Origin of the sequence: Amaricoccus sp. (genome assembly GCF_047602525.1) — a bacterium.
GTDB lineage: Bacteria > Pseudomonadota > Alphaproteobacteria > Rhodobacterales > Rhodobacteraceae > Amaricoccus.
In genome coordinates this window covers 2595599-2619737 of the sequence record NZ_JASGHB010000001.1, presented here as the reverse complement: position 1 = coordinate 2619737, position 24139 = coordinate 2595599, and the positions used below count along the sequence as shown (strand labels likewise).

Here is a 24139-nt window from a genome sequence, read left to right as displayed (position 1 = left end):
GGCGTAGCACCGCACGCCGCCGCCCGCAACGTCGCGGCCCGAGCCGCCCGCTCAGGCGAGCGCCCGCTCCAGGGCGGCACCGACGCGCAGCAGCTTCGCTTCGCCGCCCGCGGGAGCGAGCGCGCTGATGCCGCACGACGGCGTGCCGGTGGGCAGGGTGAGCGCCGCGAGGCCCATCAGGTTCGCGACGCGGGTGTTGCGGAGCGCCAGCAGGTTCTCCGCCGCAAAGAACGCCGGGTCGGCCAGCAGGTCCGCCACGTTCGGCGGCAGGATCGCCGCCGTCGGCAGCAGCACGGCGTCGAAGGCGGCGGTCACGGCCGCCCAGTCGGCGCGCATCGCGTCGAGCGCCCGCCACGCGGCCACGTAGTCGACGGCCGCGAAGCTGCCGCCGGAGCGGAACCGCTCGCGCACCGGGGCGAACATCAGAATCCGGCTCGGCCTCGATCGCGTCGCGCCAGATCGCATAGGCCTCGCCGGTGAACAGCACGCCGGCCAGCGCGAAGGCGGGCGCGAGCGGCACCAGCGGGCCGCGGCTGATGACGGCGCCGGCGGCGGCGATCCGTGCCAGCGCGACCTCGAATGCCTCGGCCGGCGCGACGCGGGTCGGATCGAGCACCGGGTCGGCCAGCACGTGCAGGCGGAGGCCGGCGATCGGCGCGCCGGCGAGGTCGGGCGCCGGGCGGCCGGACAGGGCCGAGAGGAGCAGGCTCGCGTCCTCGACACTGCGGCAGAGCGGCCCGATCGTGTCGAAGCTGCTGGCAAGCGGCACCGTGCCATCGAGCGGCAGGCAGCCCGGCGCGGTCTTCAGCCCCACGAGGTCGTTCCAGGCCGCCGGCACGCGCACCGAGCCGCCGGTGTCCGAGCCGATCGCGGCCGCCGCGAGGCCGAACGCAACCGACGCGGCGGCGCCCGAGGAGGAGCCGCCGGGCGCGAGTTCCGGGTCGTTGATGTTGGGCGGGGTCGCCGTCACCGGGTTCACGCCCAGGCCGGAGAACGCCAGCTCCGTCATGTGGGTCTTGCCGAGGCAGACGAGCCCCAAGCGCGCCGCGGTGGCGAACACCGCCGCGTCGGCGCTCGGCACCCGGCCCCGCAGCAGGGCCGAGCCCGCCTCCGTGCCGGTGCCGGCGGTATCGAACAGGTCCTTCCAGCTGACCGGCACACCGTCGAGCGGTCCCCGGCGCACGCCGGCCGATGCCCGCTCGGCGGCGGCGGCGGCCTCCGCCCGCGCGCGGTCGGGCGTGGTCCGGGCATAGATCGCCGTTGCGTCCGGGTGGCTGTCGATGGCGGCGAGATAGACTTCCGTCAGCTCGCGGGGGTCGATGGAACCGGCCGCCATGCCGCGACCGAGTTCTCCAGCGGTTGCCCAGAGCCATTCATCCGACATGCCGACCTCCCCGCGCCGCCCGGCGATGAGCGTAGCGCGGCGGGGAAAGCGGTGTCTACGGAGCACGACGCATCACGGCCCTGAGCTGCATCACGCGCGCCTGAGGATAGAGCGTCCGTTGCGCGGAGCCGCCACGGCGGCAGGATCGGCGGTGGACGACGGCTCGTTCGGGTCCGGGCCGGAAAACACGCTCGACAGCCACCAGACGAGGCCGACGAGCACGAACAGGAGCACGGCGCTGATGCCGATGAGCGGACCGGCGTGACGGCGGACCTCTTTCTGCGGGTTGGTGTCGTGCGGGGCCATGCGGTTTCCTTCGCTTTCAAATCAAACGGCGGTGGCGAGGCGATGTTCCGCGCGGGTGGACATTGCCCGCCGGGGACGGATACTCGCGACCGAATGCTCCCGCCCGAGCCGACGTCTCCGGGACGGGGCATCTGGAGGCCGCTGAGGCCGAGGGGATCGCATGGCGCGGGATACGGATGTTCTGATCGTGGGCGGCGGGCTCAACGGTCCGCTGCTCGCCCTGGCGCTGGCCCAGGGCGGGATCGCCAGCGTGGTGATCGACGCACGACCCCGCGAGGAGCGGGCGGCGGCGGACTTCGACGGCCGCGCCTACGCGCTGTCGCTCGCCTCGCGGCGCATGCTCGCGGCCCTCGGCCTCTGGCGGGCGGTGGCGGCTCAGGCGCAGGCGATCGAGCGGATTGCGATCAGCGACGGTCGCCCGGGCGAGGGCGCCTCGCCGCTGGCGCTGCACTTCGACGGGCAGGAGATCGACGAGGGGCCGATGGGCCATGTGCTCGAGGACCGCCACCTGCGCGCGGCGCTGTTCGACGCGATGGACGCCGAGCCGCTTGTGGTCCATCGCGCCGGGCAGGCCGTGGTCGGGCAGGAGACCGGCCCGGGCGGCGCGACGGTGATCCTCGCCGACGGCGCGCGCCTGACGGGCGCGCTCCTCGCCGGCTGCGACGGGCGCGACAGCGCGGTGGCACGGCGCGCGGGCATCCGGCGGCGCGGCTGGGACTATGGCCAGACCTCGCTGGTGGCGGCGGTGGCGCACGACCGGCCGCACGGCGGCGTCGCGCACCAGTTCTTCATGCCGGCCGGGCCGCTCGCGATCCTGCCGCTGCCGGGCGACCGCTCGTCGATCGTCTGGACCGAGCGCACGGAGCGGGCGGCGGCGATCTCCGCGCTCGATCCGGCGGGGTATCTCGCCGAGCTGCGCCCGCGCTTCGGCGATTTCCTCGGGGCGCTGCGGCTCGAGGGCGGGCGGTGGAGCTATCCGCTCGGCCTGTCGCTCGCCGAGCGCTGGACGGCGCCGCGGCTGGCGCTGGTCGGCGATGCGGCGCACGGGCTCCACCCGCTGGCCGGGCAGGGGCTGAACCTCGGGCTGCGCGACGTTGCGGCGCTCGCCGAGGTCCTGGCCGCGGCGCGCCGCCGCGGCCAGGACCTCGGCGCGGAGGATGTGCTTGACGCATATGCGCGCTGGCGGCGGGCCGACACGCTGATGATGGCCGCAGCGACGGACGGATTGAACCGGCTGTTCTCCAACGACAATCCGCTGCTGCGATTGGGCCGTGACCTGGGGCTCGGCCTCGTCAACCGGCTGCCGGCGCTGCGCCGCCGGCTGATCGGCGAGGCGGCGGGGGTGACGGGCGACCTCCCCCGGCTGCTGCGCGGGCAGGCGATCTGATTTTCGCGGGCGGTTTCCGCCCCGATTTTCCACTGGACAGCCGCCGGCGCTTCCCCTAGTCAGCGCGCCACGGTCGGCAAGACCGCCCCCGTGCCCGGGTAGCTCAGGGGTAGAGCAGCGGATTGAAAATCCGCGTGTCGGTGGTTCAAATCCGCCCCCGGGCACCATCACTTTCCTGTATGACGGCGCGTCGTGTCCGGTCGGGTTGGTCCGGCTCAATCCCCCATTAAACTCTCGCGCGCAAAACCGTTGTCGAGACGCGCGTATGGGGGGTCGGGCGTGAATCAGGCTGTCAATATCGACATACCGCGGGAAGGCGAGCTTTCCGCAGGCGCGCGGTCGGTTGCGCGCGGGTTGCGGCGCGGCACGCTTGCGCCCGGGACGCTGAGCGCGCTCGCAGGCTGCATCGACGCCGCGGCCCTGGCGCTCGCCCTCTGGTTCGCGGCGTACGCCGGAGATCGACCCGAATTCGCGCCGGTAGCAGCCAGCCTGCTCGCGGTCACGGCGGCGCTTGCCGCCGTCGGCCTGATCGGCGCCTTTGGCGGCTATCGCCTGTCAGCCCTGCGCAACCGCCCGCGCGGCATCGTGCTGGTCGCCGCGTGCGGTATCGCGCTGCTGCTTGCCGGGGGCGTGCCGCTCTGGCCGGGCGTTTCGTTCGTCGGCTTCTTCGTCCTGCCCGCCCGCCTGCTCGGGGCGGCGCTGGCGGCGGCGGCGCTCGACTACGGGCTGACGGAGCGACGGGCCGTCATCATCGGCGGCGGCCAGGAGGGCGCGCGGCTGCTGGCGGCCCTGGCGGCGACGCCGGACAACGACATCCAGATTTGTGGCATCTTCGACGACCGGGACGACGAGCGGTCGCCCGCGGTCATCGACGGGGTGCCGAAGCTCGGGCGCACGGACACGCTCGTCGATTTCGTGCGGGCAACCGAGATCGACCTCCTGCTCATCACGCTGCCCCTGTCCGCCGAGCGGCGCATCCGCTCGATCCTGAAGGCGGTCGAGGTCCTGCCGGTCGACGTGCGTCTGGTGGGATTCAGCGCCGATGCCGGCCTGCGGCGCCACGGAGCCGCCGGGCCCATCGACGTGATGGCCCGCCCGCTGCGTGCCAGCGAGCGCGCGTTGAAGCGGACGCTCGATTTCGTCGGGGCGAGCGTCGCGCTGGTGCTGCTGAGCCCGGTGCTGCTGGCGACGGCCGCGGCGATCCGCTACGACAGCCCGGGTCCGATCTTCTTCCGGCAACCGCGCCATGGCTACAACCATCGGCCGGTCGAGGTGCTGAAGTTCCGCTCGATGTACACCGGCGATTGCGACCCGGCGGCGCGCCGCGTCGTCACCAAGGGCGATCCCCGCGTCACCCGGGTCGGCCGCTTCATCCGCCGCTGGTCGATCGACGAGCTGCCGCAGCTCTTCAACGTGCTGACGGGCGAGCTGTCGCTGGTCGGGCCGCGTCCACACCCGGTGACGGCCGTCTCGAGCCGGCAGGAGGCGTTCGAGGCGATCGTCGAAGGTTACGCCGCCCGTCACAAGATGCGCCCCGGCGTCACGGGCTGGGCGCAGATCAACGGCCTGCGCGGCGAGATCGACGACCCCGCCGCGCTTCGCGCCCGCGTCGAGCATGATCTCTGCTATATCGAGAACTGGTCGATCTGGCTCGACCTCCGCATCCTCGCCCTGACGCCGTTCCGTCTCGTGGACAGCCGGAACGCCTACTGAGGGGCGGTCTCACCCCGACCCCCGAGACGATCGGAGCGCTTTCCCCAACGCGCGGACTTCGGGCGTTGGCAACGAGGTCCGACGCCGACGGATGGCACCGCCTTGGCCCGCCGGAGTTCTCCTCCGCCGTCGCGTTGGGCCATGGTCGCTCGGGCCGAATCCTCTCGGATGTCGCGATGCCGCCATGGCGCGGACTGGCGATCGCGTCCGGCCGCGGGTAGGAAGCCGAAAGGCGGCGCGAGGGGAGAGCTTGGCATGACGAAGGTGGCGTGCATCGGCGAGTGCATGGTCGAGGTGGCGATGCCGCGTCCGGGCGCGGAGCAGGGCCGGGTGGACTTTGCCGGCGACACCTTCAACACCGCCGTCTACCTCAAGCGCCTCGCGCCGTCGGCCGAGGTCGCCTATGTCACCGCCCTCGGCACCGATCCGGTGAGCGACCGCATGGCCGCCGCCTTTGCCGCCGAGGGCCTCGGGACCGATCTCATCGAGCGGCGCGAGGGACGTGCGCCCGGGCTCTATGCCATCACGCTCGACGCGCGCGGCGAGCGCAGCTTCACCTACTGGCGCGACCAGTCGGCGGCGCGCACCCTGTTCCACGCGCCGGCCGAGGTGACGCCGCGGGCGCTGCTCGACTTCGACCTCGTGTATCTGTCGGGGATCACCGTCGCGATCCTCGCGGCGGACGCCCGCGACGCGCTGAAGGATGCGCTGCGCCGGGTCCGGGCCAATGGCGGCTCGGTCGCGTTCGATTCCAACTACCGCCCCCGCCTGTGGCCGGACCAGGCCACGGCGCGCGCCGAGATCGGCGCGTTCTGGGCGCTGGCCGACGTGGGGCTGCCCTCGCTCGACGACGAGCTGGCGTTGTTCGGCGAGGAGGGCGAGGCCGAGATCCTGTCGCGCCTGACCAGCGGCGGCGTGCGCCGCGGCGCGTTGAAGCGCGGCAGTGCCGGGCCGGTCCCGATCGGTGCCGCCGGGCCGCTGCCGCCGTTTCCACCCGCCGCGAAGGTCGTCGACACCACCGCGGCCGGCGACAGCTTCAATGCCGGATATCTCGCGGCCTTCCTGCACGGCGAGGACGGGGCCGCCTGCCTGGCCGCGGGGCACGCCATGGCGTCCGAGGTCGTCGGCCACCCGGGCGCGATCATCCCGAGGGGATAGGCGGCGTCAGGGCTTGGCGAGCGCGCCTTCGACGACGCCGCCGATCTTGCCGCCCGTCGCGAGAAGCTGCCGGGCCGCGCCGAGGCTCGGGCGCTCGAGCGATGGCAGCGGCTCGGCGAACGCGGCGTCGGCGTCCAGTGCCGCGGCATCCGCGCCGGCGGCATCCGGCTGGGGCGGCGGCGTGTCCCCGGCGCGCGCGGCCATGTAGCGTGCCATCGCCGCGCGGTCGGCGTCGGGCGCGGCCTCGCCAGCCTTGGCCCAGTCGCCGGAAGCCCAGGCATAGCCGTCGGCCGTGGCGTCGAGCCCGGCCGCGTCGAGGGTGGCGGCGGCCTCGGCATAGTCGCCCGAGCGGGCGAACGCCTGCGCCCGCAGCTCGATCGCCGCGGTGCTTGCGAGCGGCCCGAGCGCCGCGCGCGCGGCCGCGCCGTCGCCGCGGGCGATCTCGGCCCGCGCCGAGACCATGCGCGCCGCTTCATCGCCCGCGGCCAGCGCCGGGGCGGCGATCGCCAGCGCCGGATCGGGCAGGCCAAGGTCCACCAGCCGGCTGGCGATCCGCGCCCGCACCGGGTCGGCGGGTGACGTCGCGGCGATCAGATCCTGGGTGCCGAGCGCAGCCTCGGCGTAGACCGCGCTGCCGATCATCGCGGGATCGGCCTCGGCCACCAGCCGGACGGCCAGTTCGGCGAAGGTGTCGGCCTGCGCCGGCAGGTCCGACATGCCGCGCCTGAGCTCGGCGAGCGCACCGGGAAGGTCGCCGCGCTGCGCCAGCGTCTCGGCGAGCAGGCCGCGCAGGCGGCCGTCGAAGGCCGAGCCGCGGGATTGCAGGGTGGCGGTTGCCAGATCGGTGGCGACGGGCTCCGGGATGGCGAGATGCGTGTCGAGGGCGACGCGCACCAGATCGGCCAGCGCGTCGATGGAGATCGACGCCTGATTGCTGCGCGCGAGCTTTGCCATCGTGCGGACCGCCTCGGCAGAGCGGCCCTCGGCGGCCTCCAGGCGCGCCTCGGCGAGCTGCAGCGCCGGGCTGGTCGGGTCGCCCGGCCGCACGGCGGTCAGGTAGATCGTGCGCGCCTCGCTGATCCGGCCGGCGTCGATCAGCCGGCGCACCAGGGTGGGCGCCAGCATCGTGCGCAGCTCGCCGGGCATCTCGGCGAACGCCGCATGCACCGCCTCGAAGCCGGCTGCGCTGCGCCAGACGGGCACCGCGCCGCCGGCGGCGAGCCACACGCCGTGCAGGCCGGGACACTCCGCATCGACAGCCAGCGGCCCGCGCGGCGTCACCGGCCGGTCGTCGACGACGCGCGCGAGATCGAGCAGCACCGCCCGGTCGGGCACCTTGGCGTCCGGGAAGGCGCCGAGCGTCGCCTCGGCCTCGGCGCCGAGGCCGAGGCGGATGTAGAGCCGGGCAGTGTCGCGGATCACCGCCGGGTCGGGCGTGTCGAACTCGCCGACGAGGTGGCTGCGAAGGTGGCCAAGCTCTTCGGGGAACGGCGTGCCGTCGGACCAGGCGGTCGGGTCGAGGGCGCGGTCGGCGAGGCAGGCGCCGGGCAGCGGCTTGATCGGCGGCCGGGCCTGCGCCCGCTGCGAGTCGCGGTCGAACACCGTGCTGGCGGAAATCTGGTCCTGCGCCATCAGATCGGCGAGGGTGGTCGCGCCGTCGGCCGCCGGGGGATGGAGCGCCGTCCGGGTCAGCTTCTGGTCGGCCGAAGCTGCGTCGGCGGTCATCTCGACGGACGGGCGTGGCAGTGGCCGGGTGGGGGTCGGCTCGGACCCGGCGGTCATCTCCGGCGCGGGCGTCGGACCGGCGCCGTCGGTGAACCGGACGATGCCCTGGTCTGCCGCACGGGCGATCTGGCGGACGAGCGCATTCTCGGCATCGGCGACCACGTGCGACTCGCGCAGGGCGCGTGCCTTGTCGGAGGCGCTGGCATCGGCGGGCGCGGCCTCTGCCTCTGCCGGCTCCGTCGCCGCCAGCTCCGGCGTGGTCCGGTCGGCGACGTCCACCGCGAGAAACCGCGCGCCGACGAACGAGGTGGAAATCCGGCAGTCGCAACCGATCGACAGCGCGACGGTCGTTCCGTCATGGCCGGTTTCCGCGTCGATGTCGGTGATGCGGATGTGCGGGATCTTGTCGAACACGCCCGCGGTCGAGAAGCTTATGCGGCGGCCGGGAAAGTGCAGCGTCGCCCGGCCGTCGACGGTCTCGAGCGACCATTCGGTCGTGGGCTCGACCTCCAGCACGATGCGGGTGAAGCCGGTGTGCTCGCCGCCCCGGATCGTTCCACCCTCCGCGCGCGCGGCAAGCGGCAGGCCGAGCGCGGGCAGGGCGGCGGCGAGCGCCGCGACGCTCAGCGCGCCGGCTCGCATGGGGGCCCCGCGCATCAGGCGGCGAGGCTCTGCTTCGAGGCCTTCAGGGCGTCCTCGAGGTCATTGTAGGACGGGCGCAGGTTCGCCGGCGTGTTCTGCCGCCCGACCTCGACGCAGACGTTCGGGGCGTGATTGTGCAGCGCCGCGACCATCACCTCCTGGATCAGGTTGTAGAAGTTCTGGTCCTCGTCGATCACCGCCTTCACCCGCGTCGCGAACGGCGCTACGAGGCCGTAGGCGAGGAACACGCCCATGAACGTGCCGACCAGCGCGCCGCCGATCATCTTGCCGAGGATCTCCGGCGGCTGGTCGATCGAGGCCATGGTCTTGATGACGCCGAGCACGGCGGCGACGATGCCGAGCGCCGGGAGGCCGTCGGCCATGGTCTGCAGCGCGTGCGCCGAGTGCTGCGCCTCGGCATAGTGCTTCTCGATCCGCTTCGAGAGCACCTCCTCCACCTGGTGCGGGTCGTCGTAGTTCATCGACGCCGAGCGCAGCGTGTCGCAGATCAGCGCCACCGCCTCGTGGTCGGCGAGGATCTTCGGATACGCCGAGAAGATCGCCGAGGCGTTCGGATCCTCGATGTGCTGGTCGAGCTTCACCGGGTTGGAACGCTGGATGCGGATGAGCTGGAACATCAGGCAGAGCAGGTCCTGGAAGTCCTTCGGCTTCCAGTGCGGGCCCTTGAACACCTTGGCGATGTCCTTCAGCGTCGCGACGATGCCGTGCTTGTCGTTGCCGATGACGAACGCGCCGATCGCCGCGCCGAAGATGATGATCATCTCGTGCGGCGCCGAGTGCATGATGATCTCGAGCTTGCCGCCGGCGAACACGTAGCCGCCGAAGACCATGGCAAAGACCACGACGATGCCGACGATTCCGAACATGCTTGCACCTGCGTCTCGGGGGCGTTGCGCGAAGCCAACTTCTGGCGTTCGGTCTTAGCGGGGAGAGGATTAAGAAATGGCTTCAACCGCCCCGTCCGCCGGTTGCGGCGGGGCGGTGTGCCTATTGTGTGGGCACGCGCGAGTTGCGGCTGGCGATCGTGACCGTGACGGCATAGGCCGCCTCCGGGCTCATGCCCGTCAGCACCTGCGCCGCGGTGTCCGGTCGCATCCGCGCGAGCAGCCCGGCGGCGAAGTTCACGTCCATCTTCTCGAAGATCTTCGCGGCCTCGGCCGGCTTCATGTTCTCGTAGACGGTGGTCATCCGCGCGAGATCCTTCTCCGCGGCGCCATCCGCCAGTGCGAGGGTCTTCGTCAGGTTCTCCTGCGCCTTCTGGAAGGCCGCGAGCTGTTCCGCGAGCTTGGCCTCGGCGACGCCGAGGGTCTGCTTGCGGTCGGCGAGGCGCTTTTCCTCGGCGTCGAGCTGCGACTCCCGGTCGCGGATCGTCGCGAGCAGCGTATCCTTGTCGGGCGGCGGGGCGGGCGTGTCGCCCACCGTGTGCGCCGCCTCCTGCGCCCAGGCCCAGCCGGCATCCGATACCCTGAGCAGCGCCGAGGCGCCGAAGCAGAGCACCACCAGCCCGATGCCGCCGAGCGCCGGTCCCGGTCCTCCCGCCATGGTGTCAGCGGCCTCCGGCCAGCGCGCTCAGCGCCTCGAGCAGCGCGTCCTCGCTGTTGCCGGTGGGGTTGCCGGTCGGCGTGGCGGCCTTGGGCGCATCGGCGGCGGCGGCTCTTGCCGCGGCGGCGCGCAGCCGGCGCAGCGGGTTTTCGATCGGCGTCAGGGCGCGGGGCTTCGGCACCTCGGCGAGGTGCGGCGTGGCCGTCCGCACGGCTTCGACCTCGGGCGTGCGCGGCCGGGCGAGCGGGCCCGCCACCATCCGGTCGAGCGTCGGGATCGCCAGCGGCGCTTCCTCGGGCTCGGCCTCCGGCAGATCCGGCACGATCGACGGCGGCACCACCGCCTTCGGGCGCGGCGCCAGACGCAGCTGCGGCACGACGAGTTCGGGCGCTGCCGGCTGGAAGGCCGGACTCGGCGCCGGCGCGGTGAGGAGCGGCTCGCGCCGGTTCCAGATCTCGCCGGCCTCCATGTCGGGCGTCGCCTCGGGCGTCGGGGCCGGCGCGGGCGCCGCGGCCTGAATCGGGGCCTGCACCGGGGCGGACATCTCGGCGGGCATCGGAGCGGGGGCCGGCGCAGGGGCCGGTGCGGGCCGGACGGGCGCCGCGTGCGGGGCGGCCGCGATCAGCAGGCGCAGCTGGTTCGCGGCGGTATCCGCCTGCTGAACCATCTTTGACAGCTCGGTCCGGGTGTCGCGCGACGAGGTCCTGGCCTCCTCGAGGGTGGTGCGGGCCAGCTCGACCTGCCGCGTCAGCGTCACGATGGCGCCGCCCAGCCCCTTGTCGAGCGACTTCAGGTCGCGCACGCGCCGGGCTAGCACCCAGCAGTAAGTTCCGGCGAAGCAGGTGGCCGCGAGGAGCAGGCCGTTCATCAGCAGATCCATGGTCGGCTCCTCAGTTCAGCACGAATTCGGTGACGAGCAGGTCGCGCACCTGGCCCTCGCCCGTCACGGTCTGGACCCGGCGCAGCATCTGCGCCCGCAACCGGGTGAGCGCGGCCGGATCCTCGAGGTCGCGCACCTCGACGGCGCGCAGGTATGTGTTGAGCGCGTCGACGACTCGCGGCATCTCGCTCGCGACCTCCGCCGCGTGCTCCGGCACCACGTCGAGCTGGCCGCTGAAGCGCAGGTGCTTCGCCCGGGCGTCCGGGCCGAGCGAGACGAGAATCGGCTCGATCGCCACGAAGTTCGCCGCGGGCCCCGCCGCCGCCTCGCCATGCCCGCCGCCGCCGGACTCGCCGTGGCCGCCCGACCCGCCGCCGAACAGCGCGCCGGGGTCGATCAGGCCGGTCTTGGTGGCATAGAATCCGCCGCCGCCGAGCGCGATCGCTCCGACGAGGCCAAGGATGAGGCCAAGCTTGCCCTTCGGCTTTCCCGCCGGCTCGGCGTCGGTGACAACGGCCTCGGACATGAGGAAACCCCGGGTGGTTAACATGCAATCTCGGGGCAGAGGTAAACCGCCCAAGCCTAATCAATCCTTAAGCGGAACCTTGGAATTAACCCGGATCGAAGGGAATGCTTGACCTCTGGTCCGACGCGCGGGTCCCTGACGGATCGCGCGTCGCCCGATGCGGCCGCGCGCGCACGGCTCTCATGCCTCCGGGGCAGGGAGCGGGCCCGTCTCCGGGTGGCGGCCGGCGCCGTCCTCAAAGCGTGGCGGCAGGGCGGCAGGTCGCCTGACCTTGGGCCGCGGAAACCAAATCTTAAACCTCGTGAATCGACACTCCGCGTGAATTGAAGCCGGCGCCAGGACGGGGCCGGGCGAGGAGGTCGGAGACCTTGAATCAGATCCGGGCGTTCTGGGACGGGCTCGACACCCGGCGGCGGCTCATCGCGGGGCTCGCGGCGCTTGCCGTCGCGGCGGCGATCTTCGGCATCACCCGCGTCGCTACCGAGCCGAGCTATTCGATGCTCTATTCCGGCCTCGATGCGGCTGCGGCCGGCGAGGTCGTCTCCGAACTCGAGGCCGAGGGCATCGCCTATCAGGTCGACGGCACCTCGATTCTCGTCGACACCCCGTCGCGCGACCGCATCCGCATGGCGCTCGCCGCCAAGGGCCTGCCTGCGGGCGGCCCGGCCGGCTACGAGATCCTCGACAGCCTCTCGGGATTCGGCACCACCAGCCAGATGTTCGACGCCGCCTATTGGCGCGCCAAGGAAGGCGAGCTCGCCCGCACCATCACCGGCTCACCCAACGTCCGCTCCGCGCGGGTCCATCTGGCGAACCCGGTCAGCCAGCCGTTCTCGCGCACGCCCGCGGGCTCGGCTTCTGTCACCGTCACGATGTCCCGCGGTGAACTGGACCGCGGCCAGGCCGAGGCGATCCGCTACCTCGTCTCCTCGGCCGTGGCCGGCGTCGCGCCCGAGGCGGTCGCCGTGATCGATTCGGCCAAGGGCGTCGTGCTCGCCGGCAAGGAAGACCCGCTCGGCAACGGCCCGGGCGGGCCGAACGACCGGGCCGAGAAGCTGAGGACCAATATCCAGCGGCTGCTCGAGGCGCGGGTCGGGCAGGGCCACGCCATCGTCGAGGTGAACGTCGACGCCGACACCGAGGCCCAGACGATCAGCGAGCGCACCATCGACCCGGACAGCCGCGTGCCGATCAGCTCCGAGACCGAGTCGACGACCGACAGCTCGTCGGGAAGCTCGCCCTCCGTGACCGTCGCGAGCAACTTGCCCGACGGCAACGTGAAGGGCGACCCGAGCGAGAACAAGCACAACGCCGCGACCAGCCGCGAGCGGCAGAACTACGACGTCTCCGAGACCAAGCGGGAGCGGGTGATCCAGCCCGGCGCCGTGAAGCGCATCTCGGTCGCGGTGATGGTCGACGGCCTGACGGCGCCCGGCGCCGACGGCAAGGACGCCTGGACGCCGCGGCCGCAGGAGGAACTCGACACCCTGAAGCAGCTCGTCCAGTCCGCCGTCGGCTACGACGAGGGCCGGGGCGACACGGTGACGATCTCGTCGCTGCAGTTCATGGCGGTGCCCGAACAGGGCTCGCTCGCCGAGCGGATGAGCTTCCTCGAGATGTGGGGCGGCCGGCTCGCGCAGTTCGGCGTGCTCGCCGCCATCGTGCTGGCGCTGGTGTTCTTCGTGTTCCGCCCGATGCTGAGCCGGCAGCCGGTGATGGAAATCGCCCAGCTCTCGGGCCGCATGCCCGAGCTGCCGCGGCCGCAGGACGATATCCTCGACCTCGCCGCTCATCCCGTCACCAAGATCGACCGCCTGCGCGAGGTGATCTCCAACCGCTCGGAGGACAGTGCCGCGGTGATCCGCGCCTGGATCGACGCGCCGGACAGCCGCGGCGATCGCCGTGAGCCGGTGCAGTCATGAGCGCCTACCGCCTCGAGACCTTTTCGCCCGGCATCGTCGCGGCGCTGACGCCACGCATCGACGCGACCGAGCGCCGGCTCGCGGCCGCGCGCGAGGCGGGCTTTGCCGACGGCTACATCGCCGGGCAGGCGGCCGCGACCGAGGCGATGCTGGCCGAGGACGACCGGCTGACCAGCGATCTCGTCGAGGCGCTGCAGGACGCGCGCATGACCAACGAGGCCGCGCGGCGCCACGTGGCGGCGAGCCTCGCGCCGATGCTCGAGGCGATCGTCGCGGCCCTGACGCCGACGCTGGCCGAGGCGGGGCTCGCGGTCGAGGTGGCCCGGGCGGTGGAACGCGCGATCGCCGCGGCGCCAAAGGCCCGGCCGCGCGTGCGCTGCGCACCCGAGATGGTCGACCCGCTCGGCGACCGGCTCGAGGCCCGCGGCGTGGCCGCGGTGATCGAGGCGGCCCCCGAGCTGCTGCCCCGCGAGGCGCAGGTCTTCTGGGAGCACGGCTTCGACCACATCGACCTCGACGCCTGCGCCGCGCAGGTGCGCGCCTGCGTCCTCGACCACCTGCGATCCGAGACAACCAACGGGGATGAAGATGAGCGACAGCATGGATGATGCCGGCCCGACCGAGGCCGCCGCGGCGGCACCGCGCCCCGAGGCTGGCCCGAAGGCCCGGAGCGGCGCCTTCCTTGGCGTGCCGATCGAGGTGACGATCTCCGTCGGCAAGGCGCGCCCGCTGGTGAGCGAGCTGGTCGAGCTGCGCCGCGACTCGGTGCTCACCCTCGATTCGAGCGTCGACGACCCGGTCGAGCTCTACATCGGCGACCGGCTGATCGCGCGCGGCGAGCTGCAGGAGCTTGGCGACGACTCCGGCCGGCTCGGCGTGCGGCTGACCGAGGTGGCCGATTTCTCGAATGAGCTGTGACGCATACCCCACGTCCGCCGCGCGCGACGGCGGCATAGGTCGGCCGCCGGCACCCCGGCGCCGGCTCGGCCGGCTCGTCCGCGCGGCGCGCCGGGCGCGGCCCGGCCTCCTCGCCCTCGCCGCCGTCCTGCTGCTCGTCGCGCTCCCCGCCGCGGCGCAGCAGATTCAGATCGACATGGGCAACGGCCAGTCGTTCAGCCTGCGTACCATCCAGCTCTTCCTGCTCCTGACCCTGCTCTCGCTCGCCCCCGGCCTCGCGATCATGGTCACCTGCTTCCCGTTCATGGTGACGGTCCTCTCGATCCTGCGGCAGGCGATCGGCGTGCAGCAGGCGCCGCCCAACATGATGATCGTCAGCCTCGCGCTGTTTCTCACCTGGTTCGTCATGGAGCCGGTGTTCGATCAGGCCTGGACCGACGGCATTCAGCCGATGGTTGCGGGCGAGATCACGCCCGAGGCGGCCTTCGCCCCGGTCATGGCGCCGTTTCGCGGCTTCATGGCGGGCCGCGTCGACCCCGAGACCGTGCGCCTGCTCGAGGACGCCGCGCCGACCCGGCCGGCCGCCGACGGCGATGCGCCGCTCTCCGTCCTCGTGCCCGCCTTCCTGCTTTCCGAGATCCGTCGCGGCTTCGAGGTTGGTTTCCTGATCTTCCTGCCGTTCCTCGTCATCGACCTCGTTGTCGCTGCCGTGCTCATGTCCATGGGCATGATGATGGTGCCGCCGTCGCTCGTGTCGCTGCCCTTCAAGCTCGCCTTCTTCGTGATCGCCGACGGCTGGAGCCTGCTCGCCGGGGCGCTTGTCCGGAGCTACAGCCAATGAGTGAGACCTCCCTCGTTCCCGCCCGGCCGAAGGCCGTCGACAAGCTGAAGCTCGGGGCGGGCGGGATCCGGCCCGAGGCCATGCCCTCGCCGATCGAGAAGGCCGCGGTGATCCTGACGGCAGTTGGGCCCGAGCTGGCGAGCGGCATCCTGCGCGAGCTGTCCGAGCCCGAGATGGCGCGCTTCGCCCGGGCGATCGGCGGCCTCGGCCGCATCCCCCAGGACGTGCTCGACGCGATCATCGTCGAGTTCCTCGAACTGCTCACCACCGGGCCGGAGCTGTCCGGCGGCGCGCAGGCCGCCCGGCGCCTGCTCTCGGCCGTCGTCGGCGACGACGACGAGGTGCAGCGCCTGCTCGACGGGCGGCGCAAGGCCGACAACCGCCCGGTCTGGGAGCAATTGAACCAGACCCCGGCGCCCTCCACCGCGACCTTCCTCGCCGCGGAGCATCCGCAGACCGCTGCGGTCGTCATCTCCGAGCTGCGCCCCGAGATCGCGGCAAGCGTGCTCGAGCGCCTCGACCGCGGCTTTGCCCAGGCAGTCGTCCTGCGCCTCTCGCGCGTGCCGACCCTCGATCCGGCGGTGGCGGACGCGATCCAGGGCGCGATCGAGCGCGACTTCCTCTCGGTCCTGCAGCGCAACCTGTCGAAGCGCCGGCCGGCCGACATGATCGCGAGCCTGATGAACAACATCTCGACCGACGTGCGCGAAGGCTTCCTGAACTTCCTCGAGGCCCAGGATGCGGTCCTCGCTCAGGACGTGCAGCGCATCATGTTCACCTTCGACGACATCGCACTCCGCGTCGCCGGCCGCGACATCGCCAGCGTGATCCGCGACGTGCCGGAGGAGACGCTACTCAAGGCGATGCGCCACGGCCAGGTGCTCGGCAGCGCCTCGGTCGGCTTCATCCTCGAGAACCTGCCGCGCCGCCTGTCGGAGCGCTACGTCGAGGAACTCGGCGCGCTCGGCGACGTGCCGCGCAAGGAGGGCGAGCTGGCCCAGATCGAGATCACCAAGGCGATCCAGGCCCAGGTCAAGGCCGGTACCGTCCGCCTGCTCGACAAGGACAGCAGCGCCGCCTGACCCGCGCCTCCGCGCCGCTCCGCCACGGGTTGCCGCCACGGGTTGCCGCCACGGGTTGCCTTCGCCCGCACGGCGCGGATAGCCTCGCCGCCGGCGCATCCTGCGCCCGCGGGGGCGCCCTTTGGAAACCGAGCTGCAGCACAAGGCGTTCCTGCTCCTGCTGGCAGTCGTCTCGGTGGCGTTCTTCTGGCTGCTCCTGCCGTTCTACGGGGCGGTGTTCTGGGCGGTGATCCTCGCCATCGTGTTCAATCCGCTGCAGCGCCGGCTGGAGCGGCGGTTCGGGGTCCGCAGCACCGTCGCGGCCCTGCTGAGCGTGCTGGTCTGCGTGGTGATCGCCATCATCCCGATGAGTGTCATCCTCGGCGCGCTGGTCAGCGAGGGCGCGGCGCTGGTCGCGCGCGTGCAGGAAAACCAGTACGACCCGGGCAAGGCGATCCAGGACCTGCACGCCGCCATGCCGCCGTGGCTCGACACCACCTTCGACCGCCTCGGCATGGGCGACTTCGACGCGCTGCGCGACCGGCTGGTCAGCATCTTCCAGCAGGTGAGCCAGTTCCTCGCCACCCGCGCCTTCACCTTCGGCTCCAACACGCTGCGCTTCATCGCCAGCGTCGGCGTCATGCTCTACGTGCTGTTCTTCCTGTTCCGCGACGGCCGCGCCATCGGCCGCAACGTGCTCGCCTGCATGCCGATGAGCGACGCGAAGAACCGCGCGCTGATACACAAGTTCGCCGCCGTGGTCCGGGCGACGGTGAAAGGCAACATCGCCATCGCGGTAATCCAGGGCGTGATCGGCGGCGTCGCGTTCTGGCTGCTCGGCATCCAGGGGGCGCTGCTCTGGGGCGCGCTGATGATCTTCCTGTCGCTGCTGCCGGCGGTCGGCTCGGCGCTGATCTGGCTGCCGGCGGCGGTCTACCTGATCGCCACCGGCGCGGTCAGCAAGGGACTGATCCTCGTCGCGGTCGGCGTCGGCGTCATCGGCCTCGTCGACAACCTGCTGCGCCCGAAGCTCGTCGGGGCCGACACCAAGATGCCGGACTACGTGATCCTCGTCTCGACGCTCGGCGGCATCTCGATCTTCGGCATCAACGGCTTCGTCATCGGTCCGCTGATCGCCGCGCTGTTCATGGCCGCCTGGACGATCTTCCGCGACGAGAAGCCTGTCCCGGTGGGCGAGCCGCGAGCCGCCCGGCGCCGGTTGCGCCCGCGCTAGGTTTGCATCCGCCGGCCCCGCCCGCTAGGGGAGGGCGGCTCCGGCGCGGAGCCCGACACGGAGATCGACATGGCATTCTTCCAGAAGCTCAAGGATCGGCTGTTCAAGTCCTCCTCGAAGCTCGGGGAGGGCCTCGACGCGATCATCGACGAGGCGCCCGCACCCGCGCCGCAGCCGACCGTCGCGCCATCCTCGCCCGCGCCGCGCGCCGCGGAGCCGGAGCGCGCGGGCCTCGTCGGTCGCCTGCTCGGCGGCGAGCGGGGCCGCGTGCTCGACGACGACATGCTGGAAAGCCTCGAGGAACTGCTGATCCAGGCCGACATGGGCGTCGATACCGCGCTGAAGGTCACGGCCCGCATTGCCGAGGGCCGCTTCGGCCGGCGGGTGGGGGCGACCGAGATCCGCGAGCTGCTCGCCGCCGAGATCGCCCGCGTGCTGGAGCCGGTCGCCCGGCCGATGCCGATCTATCCCAAGCGGCCGCAGGTGGTGCTGGTCGTCGGCGTGAACGGCTCCGGCAAGACCACGACGATCGGCAAGCTCGCGAGCCAGTTCAAGGCCGCCGGCAAGTCGGTGGTGATCGCCGCCGGCGACACCTTCCGCGCGGCGGCCGTCGAGCAGCTGCAGATCTGGGGCAGCCGCGCCGGCGTGCCGGTGATGACTGCCGCGCAGGGCTCCGACCCCGCGAGCCTCGCCTTCGACGCCATGGCCCGCGCCGAGGCCGAAGGCGCCGACCTTCTGCTCGTCGACACCGCCGGCCGGCTGCAGAACCGCGAGGACCTGATGGCCGAGCTCGCGAAGATCGTCCGGGTGATCCGCAAGCGCGACCCGGAGGCGCCGCATAACACCCTGCTCGTGCTCGATGCGACGACAGGCCAGAACGCCTTGTCGCAGGTCGAGATTTTCCGCCGCATCGCCGACGTGACCGGCCTCGTGATGACCAAGCTCGACGGCACCGCCAAGGGCGGCGTCCTCGTCGCGCTCGCCGACCGCTTCGGCCTGCCGATCCACGCCATCGGCGTCGGCGAGGCCATCGACGACCTCCAGCCCTTCGACCCGGAGGAATTCGCCCGCGCCCTGACCGGCCTCGAGCCGTCCTGAGGCGCCCCGCCCCGAGCCTTTTTCTCGGCGAAAGTACTCTCGGGGGTGAACTGGCCAACGGCCAGGAGGGGGCGGAAAGCCCCCTTTCGACGCGGCCCGCGGGAGCGACGGCCGCAGCGGTGCCTGCCAGCCTCGTGCGCCGCACCGCGGACCGCGCCTTGACAGGTCGCGCCGCGGCGGCGTTCACTCCTCCGACCAGCGCCGCCCGCGAGAGACGGGGGCGTGCCGGCAACGCCCGGCAGGGAGGAAGAGACGTTGACCGACCGCGCGCTCCCCGTGCCGCCGCCAGCCGCCATCGCGGCAGGCGAACCGCTGCCGCGCGCCGTCCGAACCCAGGGAGACAACCGATGAGACGGATCACGCGGGCGCTTCTCGCCGGCGCCATGGCGCTCGGCCTCGCCGCCACGGCGGCCGAGGCAAAGACCTTCTACTGGATCTCTCACGGCTCGCCCGCCGATCCGGTCTGGACCTACTTCCTGCAGGGCGCCGAGCAGTGGGCGAAGGACACCGGCAACACGGTGAACACCTCGTTCCACAACGGCGACGTCGCCGCGCACCAGGAGGCGGTGCGGGCCGCCATCGCCGCCCACGCCGACGGCATCGTGACCACCAGCCCCGACCCGGGCAGCCTCGTCGGCGTCGCCACCGAGGCGAACGAGGCCGACATCCCGATCATCAACTTCAACACGCCGGACCCCAGCGCCAGCTTCGACGCCTACGTCGGCGGCGACAACGTGGTCTTCGGCGCCTCGTGGGCGCAGTACCTCGTCGACAACGGGCTGGTGAAGCAGGGCGATTTCGTCTGGCTGCCGGTGGAGGTGCCCGGCGCCACCTATGGCGTGCAGGAGGAAGAGGGCATCAAGTCGGTGTTCGAGCCGCTCGGCATCACGTGGGAAGTGACCGACGCCACCCTCGACCAGGCGGAGGTCATCACCCGGATGAGCGACTACCTCACCGCCAACCGCGACAAGGTGAAGGCGATCATCGGCCTCGGCGATCTCGTTACCGGCTCGATCAAGCGGGTCTTCGACCAGGTCGGCGTGAAGCCCGGCGAGATCCCGGTGCTCGGCTGGGGCAACTCGCTCGATACCACGCAGGAGGTGCTGAACGGCTACGTCAACGCCGCGCAGTGGCAGGATCCGCAGGCGACGTCCTACGTGGCGCTGTCGCTCGCGGCGATGGAGGCGGGCGGCATCCCGGCCGGCTTCAACGTCATCACCGGCGCGCTCTACGACAAGGACGCGGCGCAGATCTACGACGACATCCTCTCGGGCAAGTAACGGCAGGGGGCGGGCCCGTCACCGGCGGGCCCGCGGAGGCAACGTGCAGGACGCCAGGGCATCGAGCGCACGCGATGACGTGCTGATCGTCGGCGCCGGCCCGACCGGGCTGGTGCTGGCGCTCTGGCTGGTGCGGCAGGGGATGCGCGTGCGCGTCGTCGACGCCGCCGCCGGCCCCGGCACCGCGTCGCGCGCCATGGTGGTGCAGGCACGCACGCTCGAGCTTTACCGGCAGCTCGACCTCGCCGAGGCAGTGGTCGCCGCGGGTTTCCGCAACCCGGCCTTCAACCTCTGGACCGGCGGGCGGCACCGGGCGCGCGTCGCCTTCGGCGAGGCGGGCGCGGGCGCGGGCGTGACGCCCTATCCCTTCCTGCTGGTCTATCCGCAGGATCGCCACGAGCGCCTGCTGGTCGAGCGGCTGGCGGCGCTCGGCGTCGAGGTGGAGCGCCGGACGGAACTCCTCGACTTCGACGACCGGGGCGACCACGTCGCCGCCCGCCTGCGCGGCCCGGACGGCGCGGAGCGCACCGTCGAGGCCGCGTGGCTCGCCGGCTGCGACGGCGCCCGCTCGGTCGTGCGGCACCGGATCGGTGCCGGCTTCCCCGGCGGCACATACTCCAAGGTCTTCTACGTGGCCGATGTCGAGGCGCGCGGCGCGGCCGCGAACGGCGAGGTCAACATCGCGCTCGACCAGGCCGACTTCGTGGCGTGGATCGGCTACGACGACGCCGGTCGCGGCCGGCTGATCGGGGTCGTCGACGATCCCGACGATGAAGACGGCGGGGCCGAGACCGCCCGGCGCTTCGAGGATGTCGGCCGGCGGGCGATGACCGACATCGGCCTCGAGGTCGGACGGGTGAACTGGTTCTCGACCTACCGCGTGCACCACCGCGTGACCGATCGCTACCGGCAGGGCCGCGCGTTCCTGCTCGGCGACGCCGCGCACATCCACAGCCCGGCGGGCGGGCAGGGGATGAACACCGGCATCGGCGACGCGATCAATCTCGCGTGGAAGCTCGCCGCGGTGCAGCGGGGCAGGGCGCCCGACGCGCTCCTCGACAGCTATGAGGGCGAGCGCCGGCCGTTCGCCGAGAGGCTGGTCGCCACCACCGACCGGGTGTTCAGCTTCGTCACCGCCGATGGCGGCCTCGCAGATTTCGTCCGCCTGCACCTCGCGCCGGTGCTCGCTCCCGCCGCCTACAGCTTCGAGATGGTGCGCGCGGCGATGTTCCGCATCGTGTCCCAGACCCAGCTCAGCTACCACGACGGCCCGATCAGCGCCGGCCGCGCCGGCGATGTCCGCGGCGGCGACCGCCTGCCGTGGATCGAAACGGTGGACAACCACGCCCCGCTCTCGGCGATGGCGTGGCAGGTCCACGTCTACGGCACCGCCCGCCCCGATCTCGTGGCGTGGTGCCGCGCGCAGGGCATCGCGCTGCACCGCTTCGGCTTCGACGACGCGGCCTCCCGGGCCGGGCTCGCCCGGGAGGCCGCCTACCTGATCCGCCCGGACACCTACGTCGCCGTGGCGGCGCCGGACGCCAGCGTCGCCGCCCTCGACGGGTGGCGCGCCCGGCACGGACTCACCCTCGGCCAGGACCCCGCATGACATCTCCCTCGCCCCTGCAGCGCTTCGTCGCCATGCCCGAGTTCGGCCCGCTGGTCCTGCTCGTGGCCGAGATCGCGCTCTTCACCGCGATCAACCCGACGTTCCTGTCGCCGCTCAACATCGCGAACACGCTCACCTTCACGGTGGAACTCGGCATCATCGCGCTCGCCATGACGCTCCTGATGACGGCGGGCGAGTTCGACCTCTCGGTCGGGTCGATGTTCGGCTTCGCGCCGGTGCTCATGTGGACGCTCTTCAATGCCGGCATCCTGCCGTTCGGCGCGGCGTTTCTTGCGGCCATGCTGGTCGCGGTCGCCGTCGGGCTGGTGAACGGGCTTTTCGTGACCCGGCTGAAGATCCCGTCGTTCCTCGTCACCCTCGGCATGCTGCTCGTCGTGCGCGGCACAGCGCTCTACATCACCGACGGCTTCCCGCAGCGGACGTGGAGCGCGGGCGGCACGTGGCTTGCCACCCTCCTCGTCGGCGACTTCTACGTCGGCCCGTTCCGCATCTATGCCTCGCTCTTCTGGTTCATCGGCCTCGCCGTCGCCTTCGGCTATCTGCTGAACCGGACAAAGGCGGGCAACTGGATCCAGGCTGCGGGCGGCAACCCGCTCGCCGCCCGCGCCCGCGGCGTGAAGGTCGAGCGGGTCAAGATCGCGCTCTTCATGCTCACGGCGTCCTGCGCGGCCTTCGCCGGCATGATCTCCTCGATCCGTACCTCCGCCGCCAACCCGAACAGCGGCACCGGCTACGAGCTCGAGGTCATCGCCATGGTGGTGATCGGCGGCACCGTGCTGACCGGCGGCCGGGGCACCATCCTCGGCACGGTGATCGGCACGCTGATCCTGCGGGTGATGCGCAACGGCATCGTGCTGATCGGCGTGCCCGGGCTCGCCTACAACATCTTCGTCGGCGCGATCATCCTCGGCATGATGGCGCTGCATTCGTGGCTCGAGCGCCGCCACAACGCGGGGGTGTAAGGCATGACGTTTCTTTCCAGCGGCAGCAGCTGCCTGAGAGCGCCCGAAGCAAGGCACCTGCGCACCTTCGCCTGCGCACCGGCGAGGAAATCCGCGCGGCCGGAGCCCCGCCCATGACCGCCCTCATCCAGATGGAGCGCATCCGCAAGCAGTACGGCAACGTCGTCGCGCTCGATGGCGTCGACTTCCACGTCGGCGAGCGCGAGATCGTCGGCCTGCTCGGCGACAACGGCGCGGGCAAGTCGACGCTCATCAAGGTGCTCTCCGGCGCCGTGCCGATCACCAGCGGCACGATCCGGCTGCGCGGCAGGCCGGTCGAGATCCGCTCCACCACCGACGCCATCGCCTGCGGCATCGAGACGATCTATCAGGACAGCTCGCTCGTGCCGCAACTCTCGATCGCGCGAAACCTGTTCCTCGGCCGCGAGCCCACGAAGGGCCCGTTCGGCACCCTTGACTTCGAGGCGATGAACGCCGCGGCGAACGGCCTGCTGCGCCGGGTCGGCATCGAGAAGGACATCCCGCCCGCGACGCCGATCTCCTCGCTCTCCGGCGGCGAGCGGCAGGCGGTGGCCATCGCGCGCGCGATGCACTTCGCCAACGACCTCATCATCCTCGACGAGCCGACCAACAACCTCGGCGTCGCCGAGACGCAGGGCGTGCTGAACTTCGTGCGCAGCGCCCGGGCGTCGGGGCACTCCTGCATCTTCATCGCTCACAACATCCACCACGTCTTCCAGGTCGTCGACCGCATCGTCGTCATGCGCCGCGGCCGAAAGGTGGCCGACGACATCGACCCGAGGGAGACCACCGTGGAGGCCGTCGAGCAGATCATCACCGGCATGACCGCCGACGGGAGACCCATCGCGTGACAAGACCCCTCGTCCTCTGCGCCCCGGAGCCGCGTGCCCTCGACCAGATCTTCACGCCGCAGGCGCTCTCCACCCTGCGCGACCGCTACCGCCTGCACGAGACCGACGCGGCCTCCGTCGCCGCGCTGCCGTCCGAGACCCTGGCCGAGGCGCGCTATATCCTCGGCCAGCCGCCGCTGGACGAGAGCGCCCTCGCCGCGATGACGAGCCTGCGCGCGATCCTGAACGTCGAGTCGAACCTGCTTCAGAACATGCCGTATGCGCCGCTCTTCGAGCGCGGCATCCATGTGCTCACGACGGGCCAGGTCTTCGCCCAGCCGGTCGCCGAGATCGGCCTCGGCTTTGCCCTCGCGCTCGCCCGCCAGATCGTCGACGCCGACCTCGACTTCCGCGAAGGCCGCGAGGCCTGGGGCCTCGACGGCGCGCGTCGCTCGCGCCTGCTCACGGGCTCGGACATCGGCCTCGTCGGCTACGGCGACCTCGGCCGCGCGCTGCACCGCCTGCTCGTGCCGTTCCGCGCCCGCCTCCGGGTCTTCGACCCGTGGCTGCCCGACGCGGTGATCGCGGAGGCCGGCGCCGAGCCCGCCGACCTCGACACCGTGCTGGCGGCGAGCGACTTCATCTTCGTCGTCGCCTCCGTCACCTCGGAGAACCAGGGCTTCCTAGGCGCCGACGCCTTCGCCCGGATGCGCGCGGGGGCGGCGTTCATCCTGCTGAGCCGCGCCGGCGTCGTCGACTTCGACGCGCTGATGGCGGCGGTCGCCTCCGGCCACATCGTCGCCGCGAGCGACGTCTACCCCGAGGAGCCGCTGCCCCCCGGGCATCCCGTCCGCGCGCTGCCCGGGTTCCTGCGGTCGGCCCACCGGGCCGGCGCGCTGACCTCGGCGCTCACGCGGATGGGCGACATGGTGCTTGACGACATGGCCCTGATGGACCGCGGCCTGCCACCCGCCCGGCTGAAGCGGGCCGAGCGCGAAACGGTGGCCCGGATGCGCTCCAAGCCGGTGGAGAAGACCTGAGAGGCTGTCTGAAACGCCGGCCTGCGATGCGACGGTGGG

At 72.1% G+C, this 24139-nt stretch carries 21 protein-coding genes, 1 tRNA gene and 1 pseudogene; 16 read left to right on the top strand and 7 right to left on the bottom strand.

Annotated elements, in window-relative coordinates; genetic code table 11:
* Positions 1–51: 51 nt before the first annotated feature.
* Together QM699_RS13440 and QM699_RS13435 are read right to left on the bottom strand one after the other, a co-directional pair.
* A pseudogene (locus QM699_RS13440) lies at positions 52–1384 on the bottom strand (amidase).
* A gap of 90 nt (positions 1385–1474) precedes the next feature.
* Positions 1475–1690: a hypothetical protein gene (locus QM699_RS13435; RefSeq protein ID WP_415011601.1), complete on the bottom strand. Its 216-nt coding sequence runs from the start codon at positions 1688–1690 to the stop codon at positions 1475–1477.
* A gap of 160 nt (positions 1691–1850) precedes the next feature.
* Between QM699_RS13435 and QM699_RS13430 the strand changes: the two genes are divergently transcribed.
* The 4 genes from QM699_RS13430 (at position 1851) to QM699_RS13415 (ending at position 5948) form a co-directional block, all read left to right on the top strand.
* Positions 1851–3077 carry an FAD-dependent monooxygenase gene (locus tag QM699_RS13430; RefSeq protein ID WP_415011600.1) on the top strand — a complete coding sequence of 409 codons (1227 nt, stop codon included), beginning with the start codon at positions 1851–1853 and terminating at the stop codon, positions 3075–3077.
* 92 nt (positions 3078–3169) lie between these two features.
* A tRNA-Phe gene (locus tag QM699_RS13425) sits at positions 3170–3244 on the top strand.
* A 112-nt stretch (positions 3245–3356) separates the two neighbouring features.
* Complete coding sequence (locus QM699_RS13420; RefSeq protein ID WP_415011599.1) at positions 3357–4790, top strand: exopolysaccharide biosynthesis polyprenyl glycosylphosphotransferase; 1434 nt, start codon at positions 3357–3359, stop codon at positions 4788–4790.
* 255 nt (positions 4791–5045) lie between these two features.
* Positions 5046–5948, top strand: coding sequence for a sugar kinase (locus tag QM699_RS13415; RefSeq protein WP_415011598.1), 903 nt, complete (start codon positions 5046–5048; stop codon positions 5946–5948).
* A gap of 6 nt (positions 5949–5954) precedes the next feature.
* Here the strand turns inward: QM699_RS13415 and QM699_RS13410 are convergent, their stop codons facing one another.
* From QM699_RS13410 to fliL, 5 genes are all read right to left on the bottom strand, one after another.
* Positions 5955–8315, bottom strand: a complete 2361-nt coding sequence (locus tag QM699_RS13410) for a tetratricopeptide repeat protein (protein ID WP_415011597.1) — start codon at positions 8313–8315, stop codon at positions 5955–5957.
* A 14-nt stretch (positions 8316–8329) separates the two neighbouring features.
* Positions 8330–9202, bottom strand: coding sequence for a flagellar motor stator protein MotA (gene motA, locus QM699_RS13405; RefSeq protein WP_415011596.1), 873 nt, complete (start codon positions 9200–9202; stop codon positions 8330–8332).
* Between the two features lie 121 nt (positions 9203–9323).
* Positions 9324–9878: a MotE family protein gene (locus QM699_RS13400; RefSeq protein ID WP_415011595.1), complete on the bottom strand. Its 555-nt coding sequence runs from the start codon at positions 9876–9878 to the stop codon at positions 9324–9326.
* 4 nt (positions 9879–9882) lie between these two features.
* A complete protein-coding gene (locus tag QM699_RS13395) occupies positions 9883–10758 on the bottom strand; it encodes a DUF6468 domain-containing protein (RefSeq protein ID WP_415011594.1) in 876 nt (291 codons plus the stop codon).
* A gap of 10 nt (positions 10759–10768) precedes the next feature.
* On the bottom strand, positions 10769–11284 hold the full coding sequence (fliL, locus tag QM699_RS13390) for a flagellar basal body-associated protein FliL (protein ID WP_415011593.1): 516 nt from the start codon (positions 11282–11284) through the stop codon (positions 10769–10771).
* A gap of 368 nt (positions 11285–11652) precedes the next feature.
* On the opposite strand from fliL, the gene fliF reads away from it, so the two are divergent.
* From fliF to QM699_RS13330, 12 genes are all read left to right on the top strand, one after another.
* Positions 11653–13206 (top strand): flagellar basal-body MS-ring/collar protein FliF, encoded by a 1554-nt coding sequence (gene fliF / locus QM699_RS13385; protein ID WP_415011592.1) that lies wholly within the window; start codon positions 11653–11655, stop codon positions 13204–13206.
* Positions 13203–13814 (top strand): hypothetical protein, encoded by a 612-nt coding sequence (locus tag QM699_RS13380; protein ID WP_415011591.1) that lies wholly within the window; start codon positions 13203–13205, stop codon positions 13812–13814. The genes fliF and QM699_RS13380 overlap by 4 nt, the downstream gene beginning before the upstream one ends.
* Positions 13795–14124 carry a FliM/FliN family flagellar motor switch protein gene (locus QM699_RS13375; RefSeq protein WP_415011590.1) on the top strand — a complete coding sequence of 110 codons (330 nt, stop codon included), beginning with the start codon at positions 13795–13797 and terminating at the stop codon, positions 14122–14124. The genes QM699_RS13380 and QM699_RS13375 overlap by 20 nt, the downstream gene beginning before the upstream one ends.
* Positions 14114–14944 (top strand): flagellar type III secretion system pore protein FliP, encoded by an 831-nt coding sequence (fliP, locus tag QM699_RS13370; protein WP_415011589.1) that lies wholly within the window; start codon positions 14114–14116, stop codon positions 14942–14944. The genes QM699_RS13375 and fliP overlap by 11 nt, the downstream gene beginning before the upstream one ends.
* Complete coding sequence (locus QM699_RS13365) at positions 14941–16026, top strand: FliG C-terminal domain-containing protein (RefSeq protein WP_415011588.1); 1086 nt, start codon at positions 14941–14943, stop codon at positions 16024–16026. Before fliP ends, QM699_RS13365 begins: the two co-directional genes overlap by 4 nt.
* Before the next feature lie 121 nt (positions 16027–16147).
* Positions 16148–17239 carry an AI-2E family transporter gene (locus QM699_RS13360; RefSeq protein WP_415011587.1) on the top strand — a complete coding sequence of 364 codons (1092 nt, stop codon included), beginning with the start codon at positions 16148–16150 and terminating at the stop codon, positions 17237–17239.
* Positions 17240–17308: 69 nt separating this feature from the next.
* A complete protein-coding gene (gene ftsY / locus QM699_RS13355) occupies positions 17309–18337 on the top strand; it encodes a signal recognition particle-docking protein FtsY (protein ID WP_415011586.1) in 1029 nt (342 codons plus the stop codon).
* A 347-nt stretch (positions 18338–18684) separates the two neighbouring features.
* Positions 18685–19617, top strand: coding sequence for a substrate-binding domain-containing protein (locus tag QM699_RS13350; RefSeq protein WP_415011585.1), 933 nt, complete (start codon positions 18685–18687; stop codon positions 19615–19617).
* 43 nt (positions 19618–19660) lie between these two features.
* Positions 19661–21226, top strand: a complete 1566-nt coding sequence (locus QM699_RS13345) for an FAD-dependent monooxygenase (protein ID WP_415011584.1) — start codon at positions 19661–19663, stop codon at positions 21224–21226.
* Positions 21223–22209, top strand: coding sequence for an ABC transporter permease (locus QM699_RS13340; RefSeq protein ID WP_415011583.1), 987 nt, complete (start codon positions 21223–21225; stop codon positions 22207–22209). Before QM699_RS13345 ends, QM699_RS13340 begins: the two co-directional genes overlap by 4 nt.
* Positions 22210–22322: 113 nt before the next feature.
* Positions 22323–23081: an ATP-binding cassette domain-containing protein gene (locus QM699_RS13335; protein WP_415011582.1), complete on the top strand. Its 759-nt coding sequence runs from the start codon at positions 22323–22325 to the stop codon at positions 23079–23081.
* Complete coding sequence (locus QM699_RS13330; protein WP_415011581.1) at positions 23078–24100, top strand: hydroxyacid dehydrogenase; 1023 nt, start codon at positions 23078–23080, stop codon at positions 24098–24100. The genes QM699_RS13335 and QM699_RS13330 overlap by 4 nt, the downstream gene beginning before the upstream one ends.
* The last annotated feature ends 39 nt before the right edge of the window (positions 24101–24139 follow it).

Excerpts from the sequence above, each read along its gene's own strand:
- QM699_RS13365 (WP_415011588.1), top strand. The coding sequence starts at position 14,941 with ATGAGTGAGACCTCCCTCGTTCCCGCCCGGCCGAAGGCCGTCGACAAG.
- QM699_RS13430 (WP_415011600.1), top strand. The coding sequence starts at position 1,851 with ATGGCGCGGGATACGGATGTTCTGATCGTGGGCGGCGGGCTCAACGGT.
- QM699_RS13415 (WP_415011598.1), top strand. The coding sequence starts at position 5,046 with ATGACGAAGGTGGCGTGCATCGGCGAGTGCATGGTCGAGGTGGCGATG.
- QM699_RS13395 (WP_415011594.1), bottom strand. The coding sequence starts at position 10,758 with ATGGATCTGCTGATGAACGGCCTGCTCCTCGCGGCCACCTGCTTCGCC.
- QM699_RS13400 (WP_415011595.1), bottom strand. The coding sequence starts at position 9,878 with ATGGCGGGAGGACCGGGACCGGCGCTCGGCGGCATCGGGCTGGTGGTG.
- QM699_RS13410 (WP_415011597.1), bottom strand. The coding sequence starts at position 8,315 with ATGCGAGCCGGCGCGCTGAGCGTCGCGGCGCTCGCCGCCGCCCTGCCC.
- QM699_RS13375 (WP_415011590.1), top strand. The coding sequence starts at position 13,795 with ATGAGCGACAGCATGGATGATGCCGGCCCGACCGAGGCCGCCGCGGCG.
- QM699_RS13335 (WP_415011582.1), top strand. The coding sequence starts at position 22,323 with ATGACCGCCCTCATCCAGATGGAGCGCATCCGCAAGCAGTACGGCAAC.
- QM699_RS13380 (WP_415011591.1), top strand. The coding sequence starts at position 13,203 with ATGAGCGCCTACCGCCTCGAGACCTTTTCGCCCGGCATCGTCGCGGCG.
- QM699_RS13350 (WP_415011585.1), top strand. The coding sequence starts at position 18,685 with ATGAGACGGATCACGCGGGCGCTTCTCGCCGGCGCCATGGCGCTCGGC.
- QM699_RS13435 (WP_415011601.1), bottom strand. The coding sequence starts at position 1,690 with ATGGCCCCGCACGACACCAACCCGCAGAAAGAGGTCCGCCGTCACGCC.
- fliL (WP_415011593.1), bottom strand. The coding sequence starts at position 11,284 with ATGTCCGAGGCCGTTGTCACCGACGCCGAGCCGGCGGGAAAGCCGAAG.
- ftsY (WP_415011586.1), top strand. The coding sequence starts at position 17,309 with ATGGCATTCTTCCAGAAGCTCAAGGATCGGCTGTTCAAGTCCTCCTCG.
- QM699_RS13340 (WP_415011583.1), top strand. The coding sequence starts at position 21,223 with ATGACATCTCCCTCGCCCCTGCAGCGCTTCGTCGCCATGCCCGAGTTC.
- motA (WP_415011596.1), bottom strand. The coding sequence starts at position 9,202 with ATGTTCGGAATCGTCGGCATCGTCGTGGTCTTTGCCATGGTCTTCGGC.
- fliP (WP_415011589.1), top strand. The coding sequence starts at position 14,114 with ATGAGCTGTGACGCATACCCCACGTCCGCCGCGCGCGACGGCGGCATA.